This window comes from Caulobacter segnis, from assembly GCF_029543125.1.
In the GTDB taxonomy this organism is placed as follows: Bacteria; Pseudomonadota; Alphaproteobacteria; order Caulobacterales; family Caulobacteraceae; genus Caulobacter; species Caulobacter segnis_D.
This window is the reverse complement of record NZ_JARQWW010000006.1, coordinates 190,324-215,236: the sequence shown is the minus strand read 5'-3', so window position 1 is coordinate 215,236 and position 24,913 is coordinate 190,324. Positions and strand designations below refer to the sequence as shown.

Annotated in this window: 21 protein-coding genes; 13 read left to right on the top strand and 8 right to left on the bottom strand. The window is 68.2% G+C overall.

Translation table 11 applies throughout. From position 1 onward, the window contains the following. Positions 1–32 precede the first annotated feature (32 nt). From P7B02_RS18080 to P7B02_RS18065, 4 genes are all read left to right on the top strand, one after another. Positions 33–488 (top strand): (2Fe-2S)-binding protein, encoded by a 456-nt coding sequence (locus P7B02_RS18080; protein WP_277787752.1) that lies wholly within the window; start codon positions 33–35, stop codon positions 486–488. 2 nt (positions 489–490) lie between these two features. Next, complete coding sequence (locus P7B02_RS18075) at positions 491–2,704, top strand: xanthine dehydrogenase family protein molybdopterin-binding subunit (protein WP_277787751.1); 2,214 nt, start codon at positions 491–493, stop codon at positions 2,702–2,704. Positions 2,705–2,708: 4 nt separating this feature from the next. Further along, on the top strand, positions 2,709–3,077 hold the full coding sequence (locus tag P7B02_RS18070; RefSeq protein WP_277787750.1) for a c-type cytochrome: 369 nt from the start codon (positions 2,709–2,711) through the stop codon (positions 3,075–3,077). Between the two features lie 227 nt (positions 3,078–3,304). Further along, a complete protein-coding gene (locus P7B02_RS18065; RefSeq protein ID WP_277787749.1) occupies positions 3,305–6,061 on the top strand; it encodes a TonB-dependent receptor in 2,757 nt (918 codons plus the stop codon). 173 nt (positions 6,062–6,234) lie between these two features. Here P7B02_RS18065 and hutH read toward each other — a convergent pair whose 3' ends face one another. The 3 genes from hutH to P7B02_RS18050 are packed head-to-tail and all read right to left on the bottom strand — an operon-like array spanning position 6,235 to position 10,829. Beyond that, complete coding sequence (gene hutH / locus P7B02_RS18060; protein WP_277787748.1) at positions 6,235–7,773, bottom strand: histidine ammonia-lyase; 1,539 nt, start codon at positions 7,771–7,773, stop codon at positions 6,235–6,237. Then, positions 7,770–9,446 carry a urocanate hydratase gene (gene hutU / locus P7B02_RS18055; RefSeq protein ID WP_277787747.1) on the bottom strand — a complete coding sequence of 559 codons (1,677 nt, stop codon included), beginning with the start codon at positions 9,444–9,446 and terminating at the stop codon, positions 7,770–7,772. Before hutU ends, hutH begins: the two co-directional genes overlap by 4 nt. A 51-nt stretch (positions 9,447–9,497) precedes the next feature. Next, on the bottom strand, positions 9,498–10,829 hold the full coding sequence (locus P7B02_RS18050; RefSeq protein WP_277787746.1) for a formimidoylglutamate deiminase: 1,332 nt from the start codon (positions 10,827–10,829) through the stop codon (positions 9,498–9,500). Between the two features lie 63 nt (positions 10,830–10,892). Here P7B02_RS18050 and hutI point away from each other — a divergent pair, with 63 nt between their 5' ends. Both hutI and P7B02_RS18040 read left to right on the top strand, forming a co-directional pair. After that, positions 10,893–12,104 carry an imidazolonepropionase gene (gene hutI, locus P7B02_RS18045; RefSeq protein ID WP_277787745.1) on the top strand — a complete coding sequence of 404 codons (1,212 nt, stop codon included), beginning with the start codon at positions 10,893–10,895 and terminating at the stop codon, positions 12,102–12,104. After that, positions 12,101–12,826, top strand: coding sequence for a UTRA domain-containing protein (locus P7B02_RS18040; RefSeq protein WP_277787744.1), 726 nt, complete (start codon positions 12,101–12,103; stop codon positions 12,824–12,826). The genes hutI and P7B02_RS18040 overlap by 4 nt, the downstream gene beginning before the upstream one ends. 3 nt (positions 12,827–12,829) lie before the next feature. Here P7B02_RS18040 and P7B02_RS18035 read toward each other — a convergent pair whose 3' ends face one another. From P7B02_RS18035 to P7B02_RS18020, 4 genes are read right to left on the bottom strand one after another with little or no spacing between them, the layout of a single operon-like run. Then, complete coding sequence (locus P7B02_RS18035) at positions 12,830–13,432, bottom strand: hypothetical protein (protein WP_277787743.1); 603 nt, start codon at positions 13,430–13,432, stop codon at positions 12,830–12,832. Then, the gene (locus tag P7B02_RS18030; RefSeq protein ID WP_277787742.1) at positions 13,429–13,941 is read right to left on the bottom strand and encodes a sigma-70 family RNA polymerase sigma factor; all 513 of its coding nucleotides are present in this window, start codon (positions 13,939–13,941) and stop codon (positions 13,429–13,431) included. Before P7B02_RS18030 ends, P7B02_RS18035 begins: the two co-directional genes overlap by 4 nt. A gap of 7 nt (positions 13,942–13,948) precedes the next feature. Next, entirely contained in the window at positions 13,949–14,191 is a 243-nt protein-coding gene (locus P7B02_RS18025; protein WP_277787741.1) for a hypothetical protein, read from the bottom strand. Positions 14,192–14,247: 56 nt separating this feature from the next. Next, on the bottom strand, positions 14,248–14,643 hold the full coding sequence (locus P7B02_RS18020; protein ID WP_277787740.1) for a helix-turn-helix domain-containing protein: 396 nt from the start codon (positions 14,641–14,643) through the stop codon (positions 14,248–14,250). Between the two features lie 162 nt (positions 14,644–14,805). On the opposite strand from P7B02_RS18020, the gene glpK reads away from it, so the two are divergent. Continuing rightward, positions 14,806–16,287, top strand: coding sequence for a glycerol kinase GlpK (glpK, locus tag P7B02_RS18015; RefSeq protein ID WP_277787739.1), 1,482 nt, complete (start codon positions 14,806–14,808; stop codon positions 16,285–16,287). Here glpK and glpD read toward each other — a convergent pair. Beyond that, on the bottom strand, positions 16,284–17,744 hold the full coding sequence (glpD, locus tag P7B02_RS18010) for a glycerol-3-phosphate dehydrogenase (protein WP_277787738.1): 1,461 nt from the start codon (positions 17,742–17,744) through the stop codon (positions 16,284–16,286). The two genes, glpK and glpD, sit on opposite strands and share 4 nt — an antisense overlap. Before the next feature lie 107 nt (positions 17,745–17,851). On the opposite strand from glpD, the gene P7B02_RS18005 reads away from it, so the two are divergent. The 6 genes from P7B02_RS18005 (at position 17,852) to P7B02_RS17980 (ending at position 24,805) form a co-directional block, all read left to right on the top strand. Next, entirely contained in the window at positions 17,852–18,571 is a 720-nt protein-coding gene (locus P7B02_RS18005) for a LuxR family transcriptional regulator (protein ID WP_277787737.1), read from the top strand. Positions 18,572–18,672: 101 nt separating this feature from the next. Next, positions 18,673–19,359 carry an acyl-homoserine-lactone synthase gene (locus P7B02_RS18000; protein WP_277787736.1) on the top strand — a complete coding sequence of 229 codons (687 nt, stop codon included), beginning with the start codon at positions 18,673–18,675 and terminating at the stop codon, positions 19,357–19,359. After that, a complete protein-coding gene (locus P7B02_RS17995; RefSeq protein WP_277787735.1) occupies positions 19,359–19,616 on the top strand; it encodes a hypothetical protein in 258 nt (85 codons plus the stop codon). The genes P7B02_RS18000 and P7B02_RS17995 overlap by 1 nt, the downstream gene beginning before the upstream one ends. A 439-nt stretch (positions 19,617–20,055) precedes the next feature. Beyond that, positions 20,056–21,063: a glucokinase gene (gene glk / locus P7B02_RS17990; RefSeq protein WP_277787734.1), complete on the top strand. Its 1,008-nt coding sequence runs from the start codon at positions 20,056–20,058 to the stop codon at positions 21,061–21,063. 77 nt (positions 21,064–21,140) lie between these two features. After that, positions 21,141–22,160: a LacI family DNA-binding transcriptional regulator gene (locus P7B02_RS17985; RefSeq protein WP_277787733.1), complete on the top strand. Its 1,020-nt coding sequence runs from the start codon at positions 21,141–21,143 to the stop codon at positions 22,158–22,160. A gap of 116 nt (positions 22,161–22,276) precedes the next feature. Further along, positions 22,277–24,805: a glycoside hydrolase family 3 protein gene (locus P7B02_RS17980; protein ID WP_277787732.1), complete on the top strand. Its 2,529-nt coding sequence runs from the start codon at positions 22,277–22,279 to the stop codon at positions 24,803–24,805. Positions 24,806–24,913: the final 108 nt, after the last annotated feature.

Sequence of the window (24,913 nt, the reverse complement as noted above, 5' to 3'; positions counted from 1 at the left end):
GCAAGCTCGGCCAGGCTTGCGAGGGGGAAACAATGCCGATCAATCTGACGATCAATGGAAGCCGCAAGACGGTGGACGTGGACGGCGACACGCCGCTGCTGTGGGTGCTGCGCGACAAGCTCGACATGGTCGGCACCAAGTTCGGTTGCGGGATCGGCCAGTGCGGCGCATGCACGGTCCACATCGACGGCCAGCCGGTACGCGCCTGCCTGACCCCGGTGGAGAGCGTGGGCGACTCCAAGGTCACCACCATCGAGGCCATCGGCGCCGTCGAGATCGGCAAGAAGCTGCAGCAGGCCTGGATCGAGCACGACGTGCCCCAGTGCGGCTACTGCCAGGCCGGCCAGATCATGAGCGCCGCCGCCCTGCTGGAGGCGACGCCCAAACCCACGGACGACGACATCGACGCGGCCATGAACGGCAACCTGTGCCGCTGCGCCACCTACATCCGCATCAAGGCGGCCATCAAGCAAGCGGCGGGGGTCTGATCATGGCCGACGGAAACATGCCAGCGCCCTCGCGCCGCGCCTTCCTAATCGCTGGTCTGGCGGCCGGCGGCGGCCTGCTGCTGAACCTGAAGCTGCCGGCCTCGGCCGTGGCGGCCGGCGGCGTGCTCAACGTCTTTGTCGAGATCATGCCCGACGAGACAGTGGTGATCCGCGCCAAGAACCCTGAGGTGGGGCAGGGCGTGAAGACCTCCCTGCCGCAGATCATCGCGGAGGAGCTGGACGCCGACTGGTCCAAGGTCCGGATCGAGATGGCGCGCGTGGACACCGCCGCCTTCGGCCGGCAATCGGCGGGGGGCAGCACCTCCACCCCCATGAACTGGGACCCGCATCGCCGCATGGGCGCGGCGGCCCGGTCCATGCTGGTCGCCGCGGCGGCCAAGGACTGGGGCGTCTCGCCGACCGACTGCGTCACCGAGCCCGGTGTGGTGGTCCACAAGGCTAGCGGGCGCAAGGCGACCTACGGCTCGCTGGCCGCCAAGGCCGCCGCGATCACCGTGCCGGACCTGTCGACCCTGCCGCTGAAGGACGCCAAGACCTATCGCATCGTCGGCCAACCCATCGGCGGTGTCGACAACCCGAAGATTGTCACCGGCCAGCCCCTGTTCGGCATCGACACCCGTCTGCCGGGGATGCTGTACGCGACCTTCGAGAAGTGCCCGGTGTTCGGCGGCACGGTGAAAAGCGCCGACCTGGACGCCGCCAAGGCGGTGAAGGGCGTGAAGCACGCCTTCATCGTTGAGCCCAACAGCGCGCCGGACGGCTTGGCCGGCGGCGTCGCCGTTGTGGCCGACAGCTGGTGGGCCGCCCGCAAGGGGCGCGAGCAGTTGAACATCGTCTGGGACGAGGGCAAGTGGGCGGACCAGAGCACTGACGGCTTCGCGGCCAAGGCCAAGGAATTCTGGACGCAGGCCCCGCACAAGACCGAGCGTTCGGACGGCGATTTCGACACCGCCATCAAGGGCGCGGCCAAGGTGGTGGAGGCGGAGTACAGCTACCCCTTCCTGGCCCATACCCCGCTGGAGCCGCAGAACTGCACGGCTCACTTCAAGGACGGCAAGGTCGAGATATGGGCGCCGACCCAATTGCCTGACCCCGGCCGTCAACTGACCGCCCGCGTGCTGGGCCTGCCGCCCGAAGCGGTGACCGTCCACATGATCCGCGGCGGCGGCGGTTTCGGCCGACGCCTGATGAACGACTACATGGTCGAGGCCGCCTGGATCGCGAAGGTGGTCGGCGTGCCGGTCCAGCTGATCTGGACCCGCGAGGATGACGTCCGCCACGACTTCTACCGTCCCGGCGGCTTCCACAAGTTCACCGGCGGCGTGGACAAGGCGGGCAAGCTGATCGCCTGGCGCGACCACTTCGTCACCTTCGGGGAAGGCGAGGGCTACTCGCGCAGCGCCGCCATGGAGCCGGCGCAGTTCCCGGCCGACTGTGCGCCGAACTACAAGATCGACGTGTCGAAGGTGCCGCTCGGCATGCCCACCGGCTGGCTGCGGGCGCCGAGCAGCAACGCCCTGGGCTTCGTGATCCAGGGCTTCATGGACGAGATGGCGCAGGCCGCGGGCAAGGACCCGCTGCAGTTCCGACTCGATGTCCTGGCGTCGCGCGTTCCCCCGCCGCCGCCTCCCGCGCCGGCCAATCCGCCGCCGCCCGGCGCCTTCCAGCCGCCCGCCTACAACAACGCGCGCACCATCGCCGTGCTGAAGCGCGTGGCGGAGCGCGCGAAGTGGGGCCGCAAGACGCCCAAGGGCACGGGTCTGGGCATCGCCTTCTACTTCAGCCACATGGGTTACTTCGCGCACGTGGTGGAGGCGTCCGTCGCCGACGACGGCGCGGTGAAGGTCCACAAGGTCTGGGCAGTCGGCGATGTCGGCCGCCAGATCGTCAACCCCAGCGGCGCCCGCAACCAGGTCGAAGGCTCGATCCTCGATGGCCTGGCCCAGGCGCTCTACCAGAAGATCACGCTGGAGAACGGCCGCGTGGTGCAGGGCAATTTCGACGAGTTCCCCCTGATGCGCATGGCCGACATCCCAGAGATCGATGTCGAGTTCCTGATCACCGACAATCACCCCACGGGTCTTGGGGAGCCCGCATTGCCGCCGGTCATCCCGGCCCTGTGCGGGGCGATCTTCGCCGCCACGGGCAAGCGCGTGCGCAGCCTGCCCATCGACACCGAACTGCTGAAGGCCTGATCCGATGATCCATCCGCGCATCACCGCCGCCCTCGTGGCGGCGGCCCTTTCGGCTGTCGCCGTTCCGGCTCTGGCCGCCGGCGACGCCGCCCGGGGCAAGACGCTCTTCAGCCGCTGTGTGACCTGTCACAAGCCGGCGTCCGGGCCGATGGGGCCGTCGCTCAACGGCGTCCTCGGGCGCAAGGCGGGGACGGCGACGGGCTTCCGCTATTCCAAGGCGCTGACCGCCTCAGGCAAGACCTGGTCGGAGACGGAGTTGGACGCCTTCCTCGCCGCGCCGGGCAAGGCCGTGCCGGGGACCTCGATGTTCATCAATGTGGCCAATCCGAAGGATCGGGCGGACGTCATCGCCTACCTGGCCACGGTGAAGTAGGGCATTTCACCAAGCAGAGATTTTTGACTTAAAAGTACAAAACAAGCATCGATTCATACGGGATGTAGATCAAAGCTTGCGAAAATCGAAAAACCTGCCAATAACGCCCCTGTTTGCCGGATAAAAAAATGACACCGGTATCATTAGGAAGCGCCTACCTGCTGAAAGCCGCGATCTAAGACGGCTGCGACCTTTCTTTGGGTCGGCGCAGAACCTTGGAGGGGAAGATGAACAAAGCTGCTCGCAGCTTGCGCTTTGGCGCGTCCGTTGCGGCTCTGACCATGGCGATGATCGCCGGCCAGGCCCAAGCTCAAGACACCACCACCGACGGCGAAGAAGTCGAGGCTGTCGTTGTCACCGGCTTCCGCAGCAGCCTGGACAAGGCGCTGAACGTGAAGCGGTCCGAAGCCGCCGCCGTGGACTCGATCCTGGCGGAAGACATCGGCAAGTTCCCGGACCTGAACCTGTCGGAATCCATCCAGCGCATCCCGGGTGTGGCGATTACGCGCGATGGCGGTGAAGGTCGTCAGATCTCGGTGCGCGGTCTTGGCCCGCAGTTCACCCGCGTCCGCATCAACGGCATGGAAGCCCTGACCACGGGCGGCTCGGCCGACAGCTCGGGCGGCACCAACCGCGGCCGTTCGTTCGACTTCAATGTCTTCGCGTCCGACCTCTTCAACTCGATCACCGTCCGCAAGACGGCCGAGGCCTCGACCGAAGAAGGCTCGTTGGGCGCCACCGTCGATCTGCGCACGGCTCGCCCGTTCGACTACAACGGCTTCGCCATGGCCGCCTCGGCCCTGGCCGGCTACAACGACCTGTCCGAGAAGGTCAGCCCGCGCGGCGCCTTCATGATCTCCAACACCTGGGCGGACGACACCTTCGGCGCCCTTCTGTCGGTGGCCTACAACAAGCGTCAGGTGGTCGAAGAGGGCGCCAGCACCGTCCGCTGGATGAACGGCCTGGCCGCCAACACCGGCTTCCAGTCGTCGACCGCGCCGGGCATCAGTCTGGCCCAGGCCAACGGGGCGTTCCGCCCGCGCTTCCCGCGTTTCGACCGCTTCTACAGCGAGAACGAACGCCTGGGCGTCACCGGATCGCTGCAATGGCGCCCGACCGAGCGCACCGTGATCAGCCTGGACGGCCTCTATGCCGACCTCGATCAGACGCGTGAGGAACAATACCTGGAAGCTCCGGTGTTCAGCACGAACGGTGCTCAGGGCATCGGCGACGTGGACCTGATCGGCGGCGTCATCAACGGTCAGAACACCCTGGTTTCTGGCACGTTCAACGACGTCGATCTGCGGACCGAAAACCGCTACGACGTCCTGAAGACCAAGTTCAGCCAGTTCACCCTGTCGGGCGAACACGAGCTGACCGACAAGATCAAGCTGACCGGCGTGCTCGGCCACTCTGTCTCGGATCACAAGAACCCGATCCAGACCACGGTCATCTTCGACCAGCTGAACGTCGACGGTTTCTCGTACGACTTCACCAAGCGCATGCCGACCCTCGGCTTCGGCACCGCCAATCTGACATCGCCGGACGCCTGGACCCTGACCCAGCTGCGCCTGCGCCCGCAGACGTCCAAGAATACCTACGACACCGCACAGTTCGAAGTGGGCTACGCCCTGAGCGACACGCTCAAGTTCAGCGCCGGCTTCAACTGGAAGAAGTACGAGTTCGAGACCACCGAGAAGCGCCGCTCCAACGGCACGGCCAACAACCTCGAAGCCTCGATCCCGGCTTCGCTGGCGGCCCTGTCGCGCTCGGGCTTCAGCAAGACGGTCAACCTCGGCGGCGTGAACACCATCATCCCCGACTACTTCGCCGCCGTGACGGCTCTGTCGCTGAACGATCCGGCGCTGTTCCGTCTCGGCTCCGAGCCGTCGCTGGGCAACAACCGCGCCGTGGCCGAAGAGTCCATGGGCGGCTTCGTCCAGGCCGACTTCGAGACCCTGGTCGCCAACATGCCGCTGCGCGGCAACTTCGGCGTCCGCTATGTGGAGACCCAGCAGGAGTCGCAGGGCTATTCGTTCCTCAGCGGCGCCCCCGTCCTGGTCCGCTCCGAGCAGAAGTACGACGACACCCTGCCGTCGATGAACGTGGTGCTGGAGCCGCGTGAGAACTTCCTGATCCGCTTCGGCGCCGCCAAGGTCATGGCCCGCTCGGATCTGGGCAGCCTGACGCCGGGCGCCACGGTCAGCGTCTCGGGCGCCAACCGCTCGGTCAACGCCGGCAACCCGGCCCTGCAGCCGTTCCGCGCCAAGGCCTACGACCTGTCCTTCGAATACTACTTCCAGCGCGGCGCCCTGCTGTCGCTGGCGCTGTTCAAGAAAGACATCGACACGCTGGTCCAGACCCAGCAGCAACTGGTGCCGTTCACCGGCAATCCGTTCGGCATCCCCGACAGCGTCGCCACGGCGGCCTGCGGCGCCCTGCCGGTTTCGGAATGCAATCCGTCTCTGAACTGGGTGTTCACCACCCCGGTCAACACCGACGGCGCAAGCCTGAAGGGCCTGGAGATCAATTACCAGCAGCCCTTCACCTTCCTGCCGGGACCGTTCAACAAGATGGGTGCGCTTCTGAACTACACCTATGTGAAGTCGGAAGTGGACTATGTGAACGCCTCCGGCGTGGTGGTGGCGACCAACGACCTGACCGGTCTGTCGCGCAACAGCTACAACGCGACGCTGTACTATGAAGACAGCAAGATCAGCGCCCGCGTTTCGGCTGCCTATCGTGATCGCTATCTGACCCGCGTTCCGGGCCAAGAAGCCGGCACCTCGTTCGACGGCACCAACGAGACCCTGAACGTCGACGCCTCGATCCAGTACACCCTGAACGACCGCGTGAAGTTCAGCCTGGAGGGCGTGAACCTGACCGACGAGTATGCCGATCAGTTCAACGACTCGACCAACCGGATGTCGGTCTATCACCACACCGGCCGCGAGATCCTGTTCGGGGTGCGCTACACCTACTGACCAGGCCGCGAGGTTTGAAAAACGAAGGGCGCCGGAGTGATCCGGCGCCCTTTTTCATTTGTGCTGTGCGTGCTTCGACTGGTCGCTGCGCTCCCGCTCAGCATGACGAAGTTTGTTGCACTGAATACGTCATCCTGAGCCGCTTGAAGTGCGAGGCGAAGGACGCAAGGCCTTCACTTCAAGCAATCCAGCGGGGCCGGCCAGTCGATGTCCGGCAGCAGGGCGCCGGAGCGGACCAGGTTGGCGCCTCGCTCCAGATCGTCGGCCCAGTAGCGGTCCTGGTCGTAGTGCGCGACCTTCTCGCGGACGGCGGCGTGAGCCATCTCCAGCGGCGCCGACGACTTCAGCGGGCGGTGGAAGTCGAGCCCCTGGGCGGCGGCCAGCACCTCGATCCCGACGATGTTGGCGGTGTTCCAGGCCATGTCCGACAGGCGGCGCGCGCCGTGGGCGGCCATGCTGACATGGTCTTCCTGGTTGGCGCTGGTGGGGATGGTGTCGACGCTGGCGGGATGGGCCAGGCCCTTGTTCTCTGAGGCGAGGGCGGCGGCCGTCACCTGCGGGATCATGAAGCCGCTGTTCAGGCCGCCGTCCTTGACCAGGAAGGCGGGCAGGCCGCCGCTCATCTTCGGGTCCACCAGGATCGACAGACGGCGTTCGGACAGGTTGCCGATCTCGCACAGGACCATGGCCAGCAGGTCGGCGGCGAAGGCCACCGGCTCGGCGTGGAAGTTGCCGCCGGACAGAGCCTCGGCTGGATCACTGAACACCAGCGGGTTGTCGGTGACGGCGTTGGCCTCGGTGGTCAGGGTCTGGGCGGCGAAGCGGATGGCGTCCAGCGCCGCGCCCATCACCTGCGGCTGGCAGCGCAGGGAGTAGGGGTCCTGCACCCGGCTGCAGTCCACGTGGCTGTTGCGAATGTCGCTGCCGGCGGTCAACTGGCGCAGCACGCCGGCCACGTCCTTCTGGCCCGCATGACCGCGCACGGCATGGATGCGGGGATCGAACGGCGTGTCGCTGCCCTTCAGCGCATCGACACTCATGCCGCCGGCCACCAGGGCCGCGCCGAACACGCGCAGGGTCTTGAACAGGCCCGACAGCGCCATGGCGGTGGACGCCTGGGTGCCGTTGATCAGGGCTAGCCCTTCCTTGGGCGCCAGCTCCACCGGCGGCAGGCCGGCCAGACTGAGACCCTCGGCGGCGGTCATGATGTGGCCGCCGCGACGAACCTCGCCCACGCCCATCAGGACGGCGCTCATATGCGCCAGCGGCGCCAGGTCGCCGGACGCGCCGACCGAACCTTTCGCCGGGACGCAGGGATAGATCTCGTGCGCCAGCAGGCCGAGCAGGGTGTCGATCACCTCCAGCCGCACGCCCGAGACGCCGGCCGACAGGCTCATCACCTTCAGCGCCATCATCAGGCGCACCCACTCGTCAGGCATGAACTCGCCGACGCCCGAGCAGTGCGACAGGATCAGGTTCTTCTGAAGCTGCGCCAGCTCGCCATCGCCGATGCGTTCGGAGGCGAGCAGGCCAAAGCCCGTGTTGATGCCGTAGACGGTCTTGCCGCTGGCCACGATCGCCTCGACCGTCGCCGCGCTGGCGGCGATCCGCTGGCGCGCGGCCGCGTCGAGGGTCAGGCGCACCGGGCCGTCGTGGATGGCGCGCAGATCGGCCAGGCTGAACCCGGCCTCAGAGATGGTGAGTTCGATCATCGGGTCAGCATCGGCAGGTGAAGGTTGTTCTCGCGGGCGCAGTCCAGCGCTTCCGAATAGCCGGCGTCGGCGTGGCGCATGACGCCGGTGGCGGGGTCGTTCCACAGGACGCGGCCGATGCGCTGGGCGGCGGCTTCTGTGCCGTCACAGACGATGACCACGCCGGAGTGCTGGGAATAGCCCATGCCGACGCCGCCGCCGTGGTGCAGCGACACCCAGGTCGCCCCGCCGGCCACGTTCAGCATGGCGTTCAGCAGCGGCCAGTCGGACACCGCGTCGGAGCCGTCCTTCATGCCTTCGGTCTCGCGGTTCGGGCTGGCGACCGAGCCGCTGTCCAGGTGGTCGCGGCCGATGACTACGGGGGCCGACAGCTCGCCGTTCGCCACCATCTCGTTGAAGGCCAGGCCCAGCTTGTCGCGCAGGCCCAGGCCCACCCAGCAGATGCGGGCCGGCAGACCCTGGAACTGGATCTTCTCGCCGGCCATGTCGAGCCAGCGGTGCAGGTGCGGATCGTCGGGGATCAGCTCCTTCACCTTGGCGTCGGTCTTGCGGATGTCTTCCGGATCGCCGGACAGGGCGGCCCAGCGGAACGGCCCGACGCCGCGGCAGAACAGCGGGCGGATGTAGGCGGGCACGAAGCCGGGGAAGTCGAAGGCGTTTTCGACGCCGGCGTCCTTGGCCTCCTGCCGGATGTTGTTGCCGTAGTCGAAGGTGGGCACGCCCATCTCGTGGAAGGCCAGCATGGCCTTCACGTGCTGCGCCATGCTGGCGCGGGCGGCGGTGCGCACACCGGCCGGATCGCTGACCTTGCGCTGGGCCCATTGCTCCAGCGTCCAGCCGGCGGGGAGGTAGCCGTTCAGCGGGTCGTGAGCGCTGGTCTGGTCGGTGACGGCGTCGGGACGCACGCCCCGGCGCAGCAGCTCCGGCAGGATCTCGGCGGCGTTGCCCAGCAGGCCGACGGACACCGCCTCGCCCTTGGCGGTCGCCTCGTTGATGATCGCCAGGGCCTCATCCAGCGTGTCGGCCGCGCGGTCGAGATAGCCCGTCTCCAGGCGCTTTTCGATGCGGCTGGGCTGGCATTCGATGGCCAGGATCGACGCGCCGGCCATGGTCGCGGCGAGGGTCTGGGCGCCGCCCATGCCGCCCAGGCCGGCGGTGAGGATCCAGCGGCCAGTCAGGTCGCCGCCGAAATGCTGGCGGCCCATCTCGACGAAGGTCTCGTAGGTGCCCTGAACGATGCCCTGGCTGCCGATGTAGATCCACGAGCCGGCCGTCATCTGGCCGTACATCATCAGACCCTTGCGATCGAGCTCGCCGAAATGCTCCCAGTTCGCCCACTTGGGAACGAGGTTGGAGTTGGCCAGCAGCACGCGCGGGGCGTCGGCGTGGGTGCGGAACACGCCCACCGGCTTGCCCGACTGGATCAGCAGGGTCTCGTTGTCTTCCAGGGTCTTCAGGGTCTCGACGATGCGGTCGAAGCTGTCCCAGTCGCGCGCGGCGCGGCCGATGCCGCCATAGACCACCAGCTCGTCCGGGTTCTCGGCCACTTCCGGGTCGAGGTTGTTCATCAGCATCCGAAGCGGCGCCTCGGTCAGCCAGGATTTCGTGTTCAGCTCAGTGCCTCGGGGCGCGGTCACCCGGCGGGCGTTGGCGAAGCGGGTGGGCGCGTTCATCGGAATCTCCCTCGGTGCGACGCTGAAAGCTAGAAATGTATATACAACCTGTCAAACGGTCTTCAGGCGGCTGATCGCCGCGCGGTAGGCGGCGGCGACAGCGTCCTCGTCCGGGTGCCGGCCGTCGCGGACCCGCCAGGCCCCGCCGACCATCACGTCCTTCACCGGATTGGCGAAGCCGCCGAATATCCAGGCGTCCATCAGGTGGCCGTCCTCGCGGCCGAACAGGGCGGGGGCTTGGTCGTCCAGCACCACGATGTCGGCGCGCATGCCCGGGGCGATGACGCCGGTCGCCCGGCCGCTCGACCTGGCGCCGCCGAGGGCCGCCGCGTTGTGCAGGTGCACGCCCGTATGGGGCTCCCGCATGCCGGCCAGAACATTGCGCTCACCGGTGATCAACCGTTGTCCGTATTCGAGGAGGCGCAGCTCTTCGGCCAGATAAACGCTCACATGGCTGTCCGAGCCGATGGAGATCGAGCCGCCCTCGGCCAGGAAGCTTTCAGCGGGGAAGATGCCGTCGCCCAGGTTCGCCTCGGTGGTGGGGCACAGCACGACGGTTGCCCCCGCCGCGCGGACGCCCGCCATCTCGGCCTCCGTCACATGGGTGGCGTGAACCAGGTTCCAGCGTTGATCGACCGCGGCGTTGGCCAGCAGCCACTCCACCGGCCGGGCGCCGGTCACTTCCAGGCAGCGCTCCACCTCCTTGCGCTGCTCGGCGATGTGGATGTGGATCGGACTGTCGGCCTCCAGCCCCGCCAGCAGTTCGGCCAGGGCCGGCGGCGGCACGGCACGCAGGCTGTGGATCGCCGTGCCCATGACCATGCCGTCCGTCCGCAGATCGCCGCGCAGGCGCAGGAAATCCTCGACGGAATGGACGAACCGCTTCTGTCCTTCATTGGGCGCGGCGCCGCCGAAGTCGGAGGTCATGTAAAGGGTCGGCAGCAGGGTCAGGTCGAGACCCGTCCGCGCCGCCGCGTCGATCACCGCCTGGCCCATGGCGCGGCCGCCCACCGGCGCCTGGTGCAGATAGTGGAACTCGCAGACGGCGGTGTAGCCGGCCTTCAACATCTCCACATAGAGCTGGGCGGCGATGGCGTTCAGGACGTCCGGCGTCACGGCGGCGGCCAGCCGGTACATGGCGTCGCGCCAGGTCCAGAAGCTGTCGCGTGTCTCGCCCCGATGCTCAGTCAGGCCGACTAGGGCGCGCTGGAACGCGTGGCTGTGGGCGTTGGCGATTCCGGGGATGGCCACTCCCCTGATGCGTTCGCCGACGCCAGGGCGGTCAGGCGCCACTTCCGTGAGCACGCCATCGGCTCCGACGGTCACCGCCACGTCGTGTCGCCAGCCTTGGGCGGTCAGCGCCCGTTCGTAGTTCCACCGCATGGACGACCCGTCTGAACCCTGCTTGTATAGACAGGATGATGGCGCAGGACGGGTGCGGCGGCAATGCAGGGTGATTTCGACGCGGTCTGGACCGGCGGCCATCTGGCGACGATGGCGGACGAGGCCGGCTACGGCGTGATCGAGAACGGCGCCGTGGCGGTGAAGAACGGCCTGATCGCCTGGGTCGGCCGCGCCGCCGACATGCCGGGGCGTGCGGCCGAGACCCACGACCTGCGCGGCCGCTGGCTGACCCCCGGCCTGATCGACTGCCACACCCACCTTGTCTATGCCGGCAGCCGCGTCCGCGAGTTCGAGATGCGGCTGGAGGGCGCGACCTACGAAGAGATCGCCCGCGCCGGCGGCGGCATCCTGTCGACCATGCGCGCCACCCGCGAGGCGACCCAGGATGAGTTGCTAGACCTCGCCCACGCCCGGGCGGAGAAGCTGATCGCCGGCGGCGTCACTACGGTGGAGATCAAGTCCGGCTACGGTCTGGACCTGGACAGCGAGCTGAAGATGCTGCGCGTCGCCCGCACCCTGAGCGAGGAGCGGGGGATCGAGGTGGTGACCACCTTCCTCGGCGCCCACGCCGTGCCGCCGGAACACAAGGACGATCGCGACGCCTATGTGCGCCTGATCATCGACCAGATGCTGCCGGCCGTGGCCGCCGAAGGCCTGGCCGACGCCGTGGACGCGTTCTGCGAGAGCATCGCCTTCACTCCGGCCGAGACGCGGCGGATCTTCAAGGCGGCGACGAAGCTGGGCCTCCGGGTGAAGCTGCACGCCGACCAGCTCGGCGACCTGGGCGGCGGCGCCTTGGCGGCGGAGCTGGGCGCCCTGTCGGCGGACCATCTGGAACATGCGTCGGAGGAGTCCATCGCCGCCATGGGCCGCGCGGGGGTGACGGCGGTTCTGCTGCCGGGGGCCTTCTACTTCCTGCGCGAGACCGTGGCGCCGCCCATCGAACTCATGCGCAAGCACGGGGTCCGCATGGCTCTGGCCACGGACTGCAACGCCGGCACCTCGCCGATCACGTCCATGCCGCTGATCCTCAACATGGCCTGCACCCTGTTCCGCATGACCCCGACCGAGGCCCTGGCGGGCGTCACACGTCACGGCGCAGCGGCCCTAGGCCTGCTGGACACCCACGGCACGCTGGAGGTCGGCAAGGTCGCCGACTTCGCGGTCTGGGAGGTGGAGAGCCCGGCGGAGATCGCCTACGCCCCCGGCGACAATCGCTGCCTGGCGACGATCAAGGGCGGGCAGCCGCTTTGAGCGCCGGCGACGACAGCCTGAAGGCCCGCATCCGCCGTCATATCCTGGAGCGGATCAGCAGCGGCGTCTGGGCGGCGGGAGACCGTATCCCGTCCGAACACGAACTGGCCGAGGAATTCGGCGCCAGCCGCATGACCGTGCATCACGCCGTGCGCGACCTGCAGGGCGACGGCTATCTGACCCGCGCCAAGGGCAAGGGCACCTTCGTCGCTCCGGCCCGCGCCCACGTCATGGCCGTGAAGCTGCTGGACATCGCCGACGAGATCGCCGCGCGCGGCGGCAGGCACGAGGCGCGGCTGATCATCGGCGAGACACGCCCCGCCACCATGGCCGAGACGGCGTTGTTCGGCGCCGCTGCCGGCCTGGCGCTGTTTCATGCGGTGGTGCTGCACAGCGAGGGCGGCGCGCCGATCCAGCTCGAGGATCGGCTCGTCAATCCGGCTCTGGCCCCGGGTGTGGGCGAAGCGGACCTGGATCGCGAAACCTACTTCGCCCACCTGATGGCGCGCTTCCCCTATCCCGAAGGCGCGGCCGTCATCCGCGCCGCCGCGCCGGACGCCCGCACTCGTGAGCTGCTGGCGATGGGTGACGGCGAGCCCTGCATCGAGATCGAGCGCTTGACGCGGGTGGACGGCCAGGTGGTCACCGCCGCCCGCCTGATCTGCCCGGCCTCGCGTTACGCCCTGACCGGCGAGATTTTGCGTCCGACGGCGCTGGGCTGAGGCTCAGTCCTCTTCGTTCTCGGACGTCTCCAGCTCCGCCAGCATCTTCTCCAGCCGCGCCAGCTTCTGGCTGTGCCGCCGGTCGGTCCAGATTCCCCAGGCCAGGGAGGCGACGACCACCGACAGGCTAAGCATCACGGAGAACTTAGCGTCTCCATCATCAACCGCGTTCAGGTCCGCACGCAGGACAAAGATGGTCAGGGTGATGAAGGCGATCGCCCCGGCGGCCAGGTAGTAGCCGGACCGGGCGCGGCGGATGGCGCTGCGGGTCTGGATGATCTCCGACCGCAGGGCGGCGTCCACGGTCTCCGCCCGGGTCTCCCACGGGGCGCGCGCCACCCACAGGGCCACCGTCATGCCGAACAGGACGAAGGCCAGGCCGCCCAGGCCCATGACCACGCCGGTCGGCGTCCCCCGCGCCATGGCCGAGATGGCGATGCCGCCGACCATCAGGCACAGGATGATGTCCGCCGCCGCCTTAAGCCGGGCGATCAGGGCGCGGGTCTTCAGCCGCCGCCGCATGCGGGGCAGGTCGAAGGTTTCGGTGGTTTCAGGTTCATCGCGCCAGGCGTCGGCCAGGGCGTTCCATTCGGGATCGGTCGTCATGGCCGCTCCTGTTGCTGCATCGCCTCGCGCAGGGCCGCCTTGGCCCGGGTGAGGCGGATCGAGACCGCGTTGGCGCCGACGCCCAGGACGTCGGCGATCTCGCTAGGGGAGAAGTCTTCCAGGGTCAGCACCGTCACCTGGCGGAGCGGCAGGGGCAGGGCGCGCACCGCCCGCATCAGCCGCTCCCGCTGCTGGTTGCGCTCGACCACATCCTGGGCGGACGGGGCGTCCAGCGGCAGGCCTTCGTCCAACTCCACCGTGCGCGGCGCCTTGGCGTGGCGGGCCACGTGATCGACCCCGCGATTGTGCGCCACGCGGGCGGCGAAGGTGCGCACCGACGCCTCGCCCCGCCAGGAGGGCAGGGCCCGCCAGACCGCCATCAGGATGTCCTGCTGCAGTTCGCGGCGGACTTCCGGATCGGCCTCATAGCTGGCGGCGATGCGGCGGATCATCGGCCCATGCAGGCTCGCGACCTCGTCGAACAGCGCCTCTGTATCGGGGGACTTCAAGACAGGCTCAGGCGGCGCCGCGGAAGGGCGCGGTGAGCTTGGCCCAGATTTGCTTGCGGGCCTGCACGACGCTGACGCCCAGCACGGCGGCGACCGACCAGAACAGGGCTTCGGTGGCGAAGGCGGCGATCACCACCAGGACAACGCGCACCGGCTTGTCCACGCCCATCGCCAGACCGGCGCCGAGGGCGATCCACGAGGCCAGGCAGACAGCGCCCGCGACCCCAAGAACGATCTTTTTCCAGTTCATCTGCTTCACTCCCGACCATCGTCTGATCAGATAGTCGGGAGCGATGCGGATTTCTTTCAGGCCGCGTCTTCGTTTTCGGCGGCCATGGCGCGGGCCAGGCGGACGAGAGCGTTGCGGGCGCGGGGCGACTTCAGTTCGGAGAAGCTCTGAAGCAGCTCCATGGCGCCGGCTTCGCCGAGGATCGACCACTGGTCGCCGCCAGCCACGCCGTTCTCCTCCTCGCCCACCAGCCAGGCGACGCTGGTGCCCAGCAGGCCGGCGATCTGCACCAGCTTGGAAGCCGACACGCGGTTCACGCCGCGCTCGTACTTCTGGATCTGTTGGAAGGTCAGGCCGAGCTGTTGGGCCACATGGCTCTGGCTGAAGCCTTGAACCTTGCGGCGAGCGCGGATTCGGGCGCCGACGGCGACATCGATCGGGTCGGGACCAAGCAATTCTTCAGAAACGGGCACGCACAACTCCAGACGTCAGAATTCGGGGGAGGGACGCTAAACGCGTGTTCAATCCGTATGCCAGCGCTAGCGCTCTAAAGCGAGCCCCGTAAAACTACGTGACCTTGTGTCGCTCCCCCGCGTTGGGTCCTAATCAAGGCAAGGAAGATCAAGGAGAATCCGATGACGGACGACACGCTGCTGGCCATCGACCAGGGCACAAGCTCCAGCCGCGGCATCGTTTTTTCCGTTTCAGGTGAAATCATTTCCGTCGGCCAGCAGCCGTTCGAACAGATCTATCCGGCCTCCGGATGGGTGGAGCATGACGCCGAAGTGATCTGGGCCACCACCCTGTCCACCGCCCGTCAGGCCCTGCGCAAGGCCGGCTCGGCGCGGGCGCCCAAGGCCATTGGAATCACCAACCAGCGCGAGACCACCGTTGTGTGGGACCGTCGCACCGGCGCGCCGATTCACAACGCCATCGTCTGGCAAGACCGCCGCACCGCCCAGATCTGCCGCGATCTTGAGGCCAAGGGGCATGAGGCCATCGTCGCCGAGCGCTCGGGTCTGCGCCTCGATCCCTATTTCTCGGCCACCAAGCTGGCCTGGATTCTTGATCACGTGGACGGCGCGCGGGCGGCGGCCGAGGCCGGCGATCTGGCCTTCGGCACGGTGGACAGCTTCCTGATCTGGCGGCTGACCGGCGGCAAGGTCCACGCCACGGACGCCACCAACGCCAGCCGCACCGCCCTGTACGATATCCGCAAGGGCCGCTGGGACGAGGACCTTTGCGCCCTGTTCGGCGTGCCCATGGGCGTGCTGCCCGAGGTGCGCGACAGCGCTGGCGACTTCGGCGTGACGGATGCGAGCGTGCTGGGCGTCGAGCTGCCCATCCGGGGCGTGGCGGGCGACCAGCAGGCCGCGCTCGTGGGCCAGGCCTGCTTCGCCGCGGGTGACGTGAAGAGCACCTACGGCACCGGCGCATTCCTGGTGCTGAATACGGGTGAGGAGCTGGTGCGGTCCCAGAACCGCCTGCTGACCACCATCGCCTATCAGGTGGGCGGCAAGGCGACCTATGCGCTCGAAGGTTCGATCCTGTCGGCCGGTTCGACCATCCAGTGGCTGCGCGACGGCCTGGGCCTGTTCTCCCGCGCGCCGGAGGTGGAGTCCCTGGCGCGGTCGGTCAGCGACGCGGGCGGCGTCTATCTGCTGCCGGCCTTCACCGGCCTCGGCGCGCCCTACTGGGACCCGGACGCGCGGGGCGCCATCGTCGGCCTGACCCGCGCCAGCGGCCGGGCCGAGATCGCCCGCGCGGGCCTCGACAGCGCCGTCTATCAGACCCGTGACCTGCTCGACGCCATGGCCGCCGACGGCGTGGCGCCGGCTCGCCTGCGGGTGGACGGCGGCATGGCCGAGAACGGCTTCTTCCTGCAGCGCCTGGCCGACATCCTGGACCTCACCGTCATCCGGCCGAAGGTCACCGAGACCACCGCCTTCGGCGCGGCGGCCCTGGCCGGTCTGGGCGCGGGTCTGTTCAGTTCGCTCGACGACATCGCCGGCCTCTGGAAGGCGGACGTGGAGTGCGGCCCGAAGATGAAGGCCGAGGCGCGAGACGCCGAAATCGCCGGCTGGCGAGAGGCTTTGGCGCGGGTGCGGACGAGCTAGCGCCCGAACCACCCCGTCACCGCCGCCCGCTCGGCCTCGTTCAGGTGGAGGCCCAGCTTCGACCGCCGCCACAGAGCGTCCTCGCCGGTTCGCGCCCATTCGTGGTCGCGCATGTGGCGCAGCTCCGCCTCGAAGACGCCCGGCGCGATCTCGCGGCCGGGCCCGTCCGCCAGGATCGGGTCGATCTTCGTCCCATAGGCGCGGCACAGGCGGCGGACGACCCGCTCCGGCAGGCTGCTGTGCTTACGCACCTGAGCATCGGCGAAGGCGTCGAAGTCGGGAATGTCGCCGCCGGGCAGGATGGCTTTCGCCGTCCAGGGTTCGCCCTTGAAGTCCATCAGCGGCTGCAGCTTCTCCAGCGCGTGTTCGGCCAGCTTGCGGTGGGTGGTCAGCTTGCCGCCGAAGATCGACAGCATCGGCGCCTCGCCGTCCGGCGCGTCGATGTCGAAGACGTAGTCGCGGGTGACGGTGGAGGCGCTGACGCCCCCGTCGTCATACAGCGGCCGCACCCCCGAATAGCGCCAGACCACGTCGGTCGGGGTGATCGGCGTCTTCAGATATTCCGACACCAGCTCGCAAAGATAGGCGACCTCATCGTCATCCGCATGAACCGCCGCCGGATCGCCGCCATAGGGGATGTCGGTGGTGCCGATCAGGGTGAAGTCGTGCTCGTACGGAATGACGAAGGCGATGCGGCCATCGTCGTTCTGGAAGGTGAAGGCCTGGTCGCCGTCATGCAGGCGACGGACCACGATGTGACTGCCCTTCACCAGGCGCGGCGCGTGATCGGCGCGGGCGCCGGACAGCTTCAAGGCCTCGCCCACCCATGGGCCGGCGGCGTTGACCACGCCCCGCGCGCGGACCTGCCGCGTCTCGCCGGCGTCGGAGCGCAGGTCGACGATCCAGGCGCCGCCGTCGCGCTGGGCGGCGGTCGCCTCCCAACCCACCAGGATCTCGGCGCCCCGGTCGGCGGCGTCGCGGGCGCACAGGGCGGTGAGGCGCGCGTCGTCCGCCCAGCAGTCGGAATATTCGAAGCCCAGGCGATAGCTGTCCTGCAGCGGGTCGAGCCGCTTCGACGACGTCCGCCGGACGGTCTTCGTCCCCGGCAGGCTGCGCCGTCCGCCGATGTGGTCGTACAGGAACAGGCCGATGCGCAGCATCCACGGCGGGCGCAGGCCCTTGTGGACCGGCAGGACGAAACGCAGGGGCCAGATCACATGCGGCGCGGCGGCCAGCAGCACTTCGCGCTCGGCCAGGCTCTCATGCACCAGCCGGAACTCGTACTGCTCCAGATAGCGAAGGCCGCCATGCACCAGCTTCGACGAGGCGGACGACGTGGCTCCCGCGAGGTCGTGGCGCTCGCACAGGAGGACGCTCAGGCCGCGCCCCGCGGCGTCCCGCGCGATGCCCGCGCCGTTGACGCCGCCGCCGATGATCAGGAGATCGATTTCGCTCATGCAATCCCTTTATGGGCTTGGAAACTGTACTGTCGAGCGCTGTGACAATAGGCTGTCTTCCCCGGTGGTGTTTTGCGGTCTAGCGTCGCTTGGGTTGTGAGGGTGGCATGAGCCGGGTTGAAGAAGCGCTCGCCCAGATCGGGGTCCTGACGCGCGCCCAGACGGTGAGCGCGGCCATCGGCGCATTTGAACGCGCGATCGAGCCCTTCGGCGCCCGCACCTACTCCACCTGGGTCCTGGCCAATCCCGAGCGGATGGACCCGCGCCTGGGCATGGTCTCCAACTGGGCGGACGAGTGGACCGAGTACTATCTCGCCAAGGAGCAGTACCTGATCGACCCGGTGGTGCAGCGCGCCCTGACCCAGCCGGGCGGCTTCACCTGGGCCGACATCTCGCGCACCACGTCCCAGGCCAGTTCGGAGCTGTTTCGCGACGCGCGGCAATTCGGACTGGCTGACGGCTTCACCCAGCCGGTGGGCACCGGCGGCCTGCTCAATGCGGCGGTGGTCAACGTGTCCGGCCCGACCATCCACTGGAACGACATGGACCAGGGGGTGATGTCCTTCGTGGCCAGCACCTTCATGCAGCGCCTGCTGCACCTGCGCGAAGTGCGGCTGCAGCCGGCGGTGAAGACCCTGTCGCCCCAGGAGCGGCGCATCCTGAACCTCGCGGCCCTCGGCCAGTCGGACAAGATGATCGCCCTGGAGCTGGGCATCTCGCCCGAAACCGTGCGTACGCACTGGAAGCGCGTCTTCCTCAAGCTCCAGTCCGAGGACCGCGCCCAGTCCGTGGCCGTCGGCATCTGGTCGGGCCAGATCGCGCCTTAGCAACTTCAGGGTGCGGTTGTCCCCGTTCTCGGGGACTGCCGCCGGGGAAGGGGGCGTCTCATCCTGCATCTCGTCGGAATTCGACCGAACGGGAGCAGGCCATGGCCATCGTCATTCGCGCACATCATCGCACGGCCCTCAGCGGCCTCATGGACGAGGCTTTCCGGCTCCGCCGCCGCATCTTCATCGAAACCCTGGGCTGGGAGCTGCCGGATCTGGCCGGCGACGGCGAGCGTGAGATCGACCAGTTCGACTTCACCCCGGCGGCGCATCACCTCGTGGCTCTCAACGACGCCGGCCGGGTCGTCGGGACCTGCCGCCTGACGCCGTCGGACGCCCCCAATGTCACCTGCGACGTGCTGCAGGCCCAGATCGGAACGCCGCTGCCGCGCTCTTCGACCATCGTGGAAAGCTCGCGCTTCTGCGTGGACCTGTCCCTGTCACGGGAGGAGCGCACGGCGGCCATGGGCGACCTCTACATCTCGCACGGCGAACTAGCGGCCCGGATGGGTTGGACCCAGACCCTGGGCGTCTACTACCAGTCGTCGCTGGAGGCGCTCATCCGTCAGGGCATCGCTGTCGACGCTCTCGGCGCGCCGATCCGCTTCGCCCCGGGGGACCCCTTCTCCTACCCCTATGTGATGACCGCTTCGGACGAGGGGCTGGAGCGCATGAAGGCCGCCTATGGCGCGCCCAAGGGCAAGCTGCAGGACCCCCAGGTCGACGCCGGCCTGCTGCCAGGCCTGCGTGAGCCGGCTCGAAGCTTCGAGCTGATGGAGGCCCGCTGATGGCTGTCCGCGGCTCCTATTCCGGCATGGCCATGACCCGTCTGGCCGCCAACGCCTTCAACCACCCGGAAGCGATCAGCAGCGCCGAGCTGCGCGCCCTGGCCGAGTACCATGCCCATCTCAGCCGCCGCGAACGTGCGGTGTTGCTGAACATCACCCGCCGCCTGGTCGAGATCGAACGGCGCGAAGGCGCCGAGGCCGTCGAGCGCCGGCTGCGCGAAGTCTGCGCCGTGATGGGACCTTCAGGAAACGCGTGATGACCCGGTTGAGTACGCTTTGGTCGAATCTGGCCCCGAAGTCCGAGGCCTCGAAGGCCCGCTCGCCGCAGGCGTCGCTTGCGGATGTCGGGCAGCGAAGCCGCTCGATTCTGCTTCGCGAGGCGCCTGCGCCTTCGAAAGGGGCGCCGCTCTCCTGACGGAGAGGCTGTCCCGCTGGCCTTCCCCACGCCCCATTGGGCTTCTATGGTCAATGTGAGCGCGCCGTCCGTATGGGCGGCGCGTTGATCATGTTGGTCGGTGAAACTTTTGCTGGCCTAGCCAGTGCGCCCCGGTTATGGGTGACAGCGCTGTCATAATCACGATAAGACGCGACAGCGGGAAACGTGTCCATGATGAAGGCAAAGACTGTGTTTGTGAGCTCCCTCGAAAGCCGAGTCTCGGTGCGACGCCTCGCCGACCAGTTTTGATGCCCGCCGCCATGCTTGATCGCGTTCGTGAGACCCTGGCCGACCTCGCCCCGGAGAACCTGGCTCTGGTGGGCGACATCGGCGGCACCAACGCCCGCTATGGTCTCGTCGACCTCAGCGCCGAGAAGCCCGAGATCCTCGACGCCCACGGCTATCTGACCAGCGACTATCCGCGCTCCTACGACTCCGTCGCCGCCTATCTGGAGCGCGTGGGGCTGAAGCGCCCGCCGCATCTGGCGGTGATCGCCGTGGCCGGCCCCATCGTCGATGGCGCCATCCGCTTCACCAATCTGGATTGGGAACTGTCCGAGGCCGCCCTGGTGGGCATGGGCTTCGACGGCGCCCGCCTGCTGAACGACTACGCCGCCCTGGCGCTGGCCGCGCCGCTGCTCGAGGCGGGTGACACGCACCAGATCGGCGGTCCCTCCTTCGTCTCCAACCAGAAGACCATCGCGGTGCTTGGCCCTGGCACGGGCTTCGGTGTCTCGGCGCTGGCGCGCGACGGCACGGGCCATGCGGCCATGGCCACCGAGGGCGGCCATGTGGCCTTCGCCCCGGTGGACGAGGTGGAGATCGAAATCCTCCGCATCCTCACCCGCAAGTACGGCCGGGTGTCGACCGAACGCATCCTGTCCGGTCCGGGCATGTGCGACCTGCACGACGCCCTGTGCGAGATCGACGGCAAGGGCGCGGTGCATCGTGATCCGGCCGAGATCACCCGCCGCGCGGTGGAGGGCGACGCCTCGGCCCTGCGCACGGTGAACCGTTTCTGCGGCATTCTCGGTTCAGTGGCCGGCGATCTGGCCCTGACCTTCGGCGCCCAGGGCGGGGTCTATATCGGCGGCGGCATCGCGCCCCGGATCCTGGACATTCTCGACGCCAGCCCCTTCCGCGCTCGGTTTGAAGAGAAGGGCCGTTTCCGCGGCTATCTGGAGGCCATCCCGGTTCGCGTGATCCTGCGCCCCTACGCTGCGTTGCTGGGCGCCGCCCATGCGCCCCGTCTGCTGGCCCTAGGCTAAGCTTGGCCGGGGCCGATTGACGGCGAGGGCCGACCTCCATAGCTTCGCGCGGCTAAGTTAAGGGGCGTTTGGAAGCGGTGCGATCGATCACCATCAATGACGTGGCGGCCAAGGCTGGCGTCTCGATCAAGACCGTCTCGCGGGTTCTGAACCGCGAGCCGAACGTAAAGGACGACACGCGCGAGCGGGTTCTCGCCGCCGTCCAGGAGCTCAACTACAAGCCCAACGTCTCGGCCCGCAGCCTGGCGGGGTCGCGCTCCTATCTGATCGGCGTGTTCTTCGACAACCCGAGCCCGGCCTACAACGCCGACGTCCACATGGGCGCGGTCCTGCGTTGCCGCGAGGCCGGCTACCACCTGCTGGTCGAGCCGCTGGACTCCACCGCCGCCGACTTCGCTTCGCAGCTGATCCCCATGCTGGCGACCCTGCGGGTGGACGGCGTGCTGCTGACTCCGCCGGTCTGCGACAGCCCGGTGCTGCTGGACGCGCTCGACGCGGCGCAGGTGCCCTATGTCCGCGTCGCGCCGGACGGCCAGCTCGACCGCGCCGCCTATGTCCACATGGACGACCGCCGCGCCGCCGCCGAGATGACCAGCCATCTGATCGGCCTGGGTCATCGCGACATCGGCTTCATCAAGGGGCACCCGGACCACGGCGCCTCGCACCTGCGCGAGGAGGGCTTCCGCGAGGCCATGAAGGCCCACGGCGTCGCCGTCCGCGAGGACTGGGTGGTGCAGGGCTGGTTCTCGTTCCAGTCGGGCTTCGAGGCGGCAAAGACCCTGCTGGCGGCCAAGGATCGGCCTACCGCCGTCTTCGCTTCCAACGACGACATGGCCTTGGGTGTCATCGCCGCCGCGCATCAGCTTCGCCTGACGGTGCCGGACGATCTCTCCGTCGTGGGCTTCGACGACACGCCCAGCGCGCGCATGGTCTGGCCGCAACTGACCACCATCCGCCAGCCGATCGCCAACATGGCGGCGGCGGCCGCCGACCTGCTGATCAGCGGCGAGATGACCACCGAGGACGGCGCGCCGGCCAGCCGCCTGCTCGATTTCGAATTGGTCGTCCGCGATTCCACCAAGCCCCTGAAGGGCTGAGGCCTGCAAACAAGGCGAGAGCGTCAGTTCGCGTTGACAGCGTTGTCATGGCGCGGATAGCTTGGCGCTCACAATGAAAAAGCCGGGCCGCCGGCTGTCCCGTGGGAGAATAGTTCATGAAGCTCGCCCCCAGCCTCACGGCGATCGCGCTTGTCCTGGCCGCCGGCTCCACCGCCGTCGCCGCCGAGAAGCTGACCCCCTCGGGTCCGGCCACCGCCAATCCGGCCCTGTGGCCCAAGGCCCATAGCCCCGCCGCCATCACCGACGCCAAGACCGAAGCCTTCATCACCGACCTGATGTCGAAGATGAGCATCGAGGAGAAGGTGGGCCAGCTGGTCCAGGCCGACATCGGCTGGATCAAGCCGGAAGACCTTCGCAAGTATCCGCTGGGTTCGATCCTGGCCGGCGGCAACTCGGCCCCCGACGCCAACGAGCGCGCGACGCCGCAGCGCTGGATGGAGTTCCTGCGCGAGTTCCGCGCCGTGGCGCTGGAGAAGCGCGACGGCCACGTGCCGATCCCGCTGATGTTCGGCATCGACGCCGTCCACGGCCACAACAATGTGGTCGGCGCCACCGTGTTTCCCCACAATATCGGCCTGGGCGCCGCCCGTGATCCGGAACTGATCGGCCGCATCGGCAAGGCCACCGCCGAGGAAGTCGCCGTCACCGGCGCCGACTGGACGTTCGGTCCGACCCTGGCCGTGCCGCGCGACGACCGCTGGGGCCGCTCCTACGAGGGCTATGGCGAGAACCCGGAGATCGTCCGCTCCTACGCCGGTCCGATGACGCTGGGCCTGCAAGGCAAGCTGGTCGCTGGCCAGTCCCTGGCCAAGGGCCACATCCCCGGCTCGGCCAAGCACTTCCTGGCCGACGGCGGCACCAAGGAAGGCAAGGATCAGGGTGATTTCGTCGGCACGGAAGCCGAGCTGATCCGCGACCACGTGCAGGGCTACGTGCCCGCTATCAACGAGGGCGTGCTGACCGTGATGGTCTCGTTCTCGTCGTGGAACGGGGTCAAGCACACCGGCAACAAGAGTCTGCTGACCGACGTGCTGCAGAAGCAGATGGGCTTCGAGGGCTTCACCGTCGGCGACTGGAACGCCCACGGCCAGGTGGCCGGCTGCACCACCACCAACTGTCCGCAGGCGATCAACGCCGGCCTCGACATGTTCATGGCTCCGGACAGCTGGAAGGAGCTCTACGACAACACCCTGGCCCAGGCGAAGTCGGGCGAGATCGGCATGGCGCGCATCGACGACGCCGTTCGCCGCATCATCCGCGTGAAGGTGAAGTCGGGCCTGTTCGACGCCGGCCACTATGAAGAGGTCGAGGGCAAGTTCGACCGTCTCGCCGCGCCGGAGCACCGCGCCATCGCCCGCGAGGCGGTGCGCAAGTCGCTGGTCCTGCTGAAGAACAACGGCGGCGTGCTGCCACTGAAGGCCAACGCCAAGATCCTGGTGGCCGGCGACGGCGCCGACAACATCGGCAAGCAGTCGGGCGGCTGGACCATCGACTGGCAGGGTGCGGCCAACACCAATAGCGACTTCCCGCAGGGCCAGTCGATCTTCGGCGGCATCGCTGACGCGGCCAAGGCCGCCGGCGGTTCGGCCGAGCTGAGCGTCGACGGTTCGTTCAAGACCAAGCCCGACGTGGCCGTGGTGGTGTTCGGGGAGAACCCCTACGCTGAGTTCCAGGGCGACATCGGCACGCTCGACTATCAGCCGGGCGACGCCCGCGACCTCGCCCTGCTGAAGAAGCTGAAGGCCCAGGGGATTCCGGTGGTGTCCGTCTTCCTGTCGGGCCGTCCCCTGTGGACCAACCCGGAGATCAACGCCTCCGACGCCTTTGTCGCCGCCTGGCTGCCGGGCACCGAGGGCGGCGGTGTTGCCGATGTCCTGCTGCGCAAGCCGGACGGCTCGGTGAACCACGACTTCAAGGGCAAGCTGTCCTTCTCCTGGCCCAAGACCGCGGCCCAGATCCCGAACGTGGGCGAGCCCGGCTACGACCCGCAGTTCGCCTATGGCTACGGCCTGACCTACGCGTCGAAGACCAGCGTCGCCAAGCTGCCCGAGGTGTCGGGCGTGCCGGACGTGAAGATCAACACCGACGCCTATTTCGACGCCGGCCGGGTGATGACGCCCTGGATCATCCAGATCGGCGACCCGTCGGGCCTGGCCACCGCCAACGCCGTCGGCGCCACCAAGAGCCCGGGCGGCCTGTCCGAGATCAAGCCGGTGGACGGCGCGGCCCAGGAATCGGCGCGCGGCGTGACCTTCGAAGGTCCGGGCGAGGGGCGTCTGGTCGTGGCCGGCCCGCCGGTCGACCTGACCCGTCAAGCCAACGGCGACCTGGCCCTGGCCATCACCTGGCGACAGGACGCCAAGCCGGAGGGCAAGGTCGTGGTCGGCATGGGCTGCGGCGACAATTGCGGCGCCGGGTTCGACTTCACCGCCGCCGCCAAGGCCGCGCCGGTGGGCCAGTGGACCACCACGGCGATCAAGCTGTCCTGCTTCCGCGACATCGGCCTGGACGTGTCCAAGGTCTCGACTCCGCTGTTCGTGAACGCCGAAGGCAAGTTCGCCTTCTCGTTCTCCAAGATCGTCCTGGCGCCCAGCCCGGGCGGCGTCGCCTGCCCGGCGCGCTGAGCCTTTGGAGCGGCAAGCTGTGGGTTAACCAAGCTTGCCGCTTGCTTCCCGGTCAAAAGCGACTGCTACTGAACCCAGTGTAGCGCAGACGGTCGGGGGCCAAGACCG

What these genes read in the sequence shown, in the direction of transcription:
- P7B02_RS18080 (WP_277787752.1), top strand. Translation starts at nt 33, where the DNA reads ATGCCGATCAATCTGACGATCAATGGAAGCCGCAAGACGGTGGACGTG.
- P7B02_RS18075 (WP_277787751.1), top strand. Translation starts at nt 491, where the DNA reads ATGGCCGACGGAAACATGCCAGCGCCCTCGCGCCGCGCCTTCCTAATC.
- P7B02_RS18070 (WP_277787750.1), top strand. Translation starts at nt 2,709, where the DNA reads ATGATCCATCCGCGCATCACCGCCGCCCTCGTGGCGGCGGCCCTTTCG.
- P7B02_RS18065 (WP_277787749.1), top strand. Translation starts at nt 3,305, where the DNA reads ATGAACAAAGCTGCTCGCAGCTTGCGCTTTGGCGCGTCCGTTGCGGCT.
- hutH (WP_277787748.1), bottom strand. Translation starts at nt 7,773, where the DNA reads ATGATCGAACTCACCATCTCTGAGGCCGGGTTCAGCCTGGCCGATCTG.
- hutU (WP_277787747.1), bottom strand. Translation starts at nt 9,446, where the DNA reads ATGAACGCGCCCACCCGCTTCGCCAACGCCCGCCGGGTGACCGCGCCC.
- P7B02_RS18050 (WP_277787746.1), bottom strand. Translation starts at nt 10,829, where the DNA reads ATGCGGTGGAACTACGAACGGGCGCTGACCGCCCAAGGCTGGCGACAC.
- hutI (WP_277787745.1), top strand. Translation starts at nt 10,893, where the DNA reads ATGCAGGGTGATTTCGACGCGGTCTGGACCGGCGGCCATCTGGCGACG.
- P7B02_RS18035 (WP_277787743.1), bottom strand. Translation starts at nt 13,432, where the DNA reads ATGACGACCGATCCCGAATGGAACGCCCTGGCCGACGCCTGGCGCGAT.
- P7B02_RS18025 (WP_277787741.1), bottom strand. Translation starts at nt 14,191, where the DNA reads ATGAACTGGAAAAAGATCGTTCTTGGGGTCGCGGGCGCTGTCTGCCTG.
- glpK (WP_277787739.1), top strand. Translation starts at nt 14,806, where the DNA reads ATGACGGACGACACGCTGCTGGCCATCGACCAGGGCACAAGCTCCAGC.
- glpD (WP_277787738.1), bottom strand. Translation starts at nt 17,744, where the DNA reads ATGAGCGAAATCGATCTCCTGATCATCGGCGGCGGCGTCAACGGCGCG.
- P7B02_RS18005 (WP_277787737.1), top strand. Translation starts at nt 17,852, where the DNA reads ATGAGCCGGGTTGAAGAAGCGCTCGCCCAGATCGGGGTCCTGACGCGC.
- P7B02_RS18000 (WP_277787736.1), top strand. Translation starts at nt 18,673, where the DNA reads ATGGCCATCGTCATTCGCGCACATCATCGCACGGCCCTCAGCGGCCTC.
- P7B02_RS17995 (WP_277787735.1), top strand. Translation starts at nt 19,359, where the DNA reads ATGGCTGTCCGCGGCTCCTATTCCGGCATGGCCATGACCCGTCTGGCC.
- glk (WP_277787734.1), top strand. Translation starts at nt 20,056, where the DNA reads ATGCTTGATCGCGTTCGTGAGACCCTGGCCGACCTCGCCCCGGAGAAC.
- P7B02_RS17980 (WP_277787732.1), top strand. Translation starts at nt 22,277, where the DNA reads ATGAAGCTCGCCCCCAGCCTCACGGCGATCGCGCTTGTCCTGGCCGCC.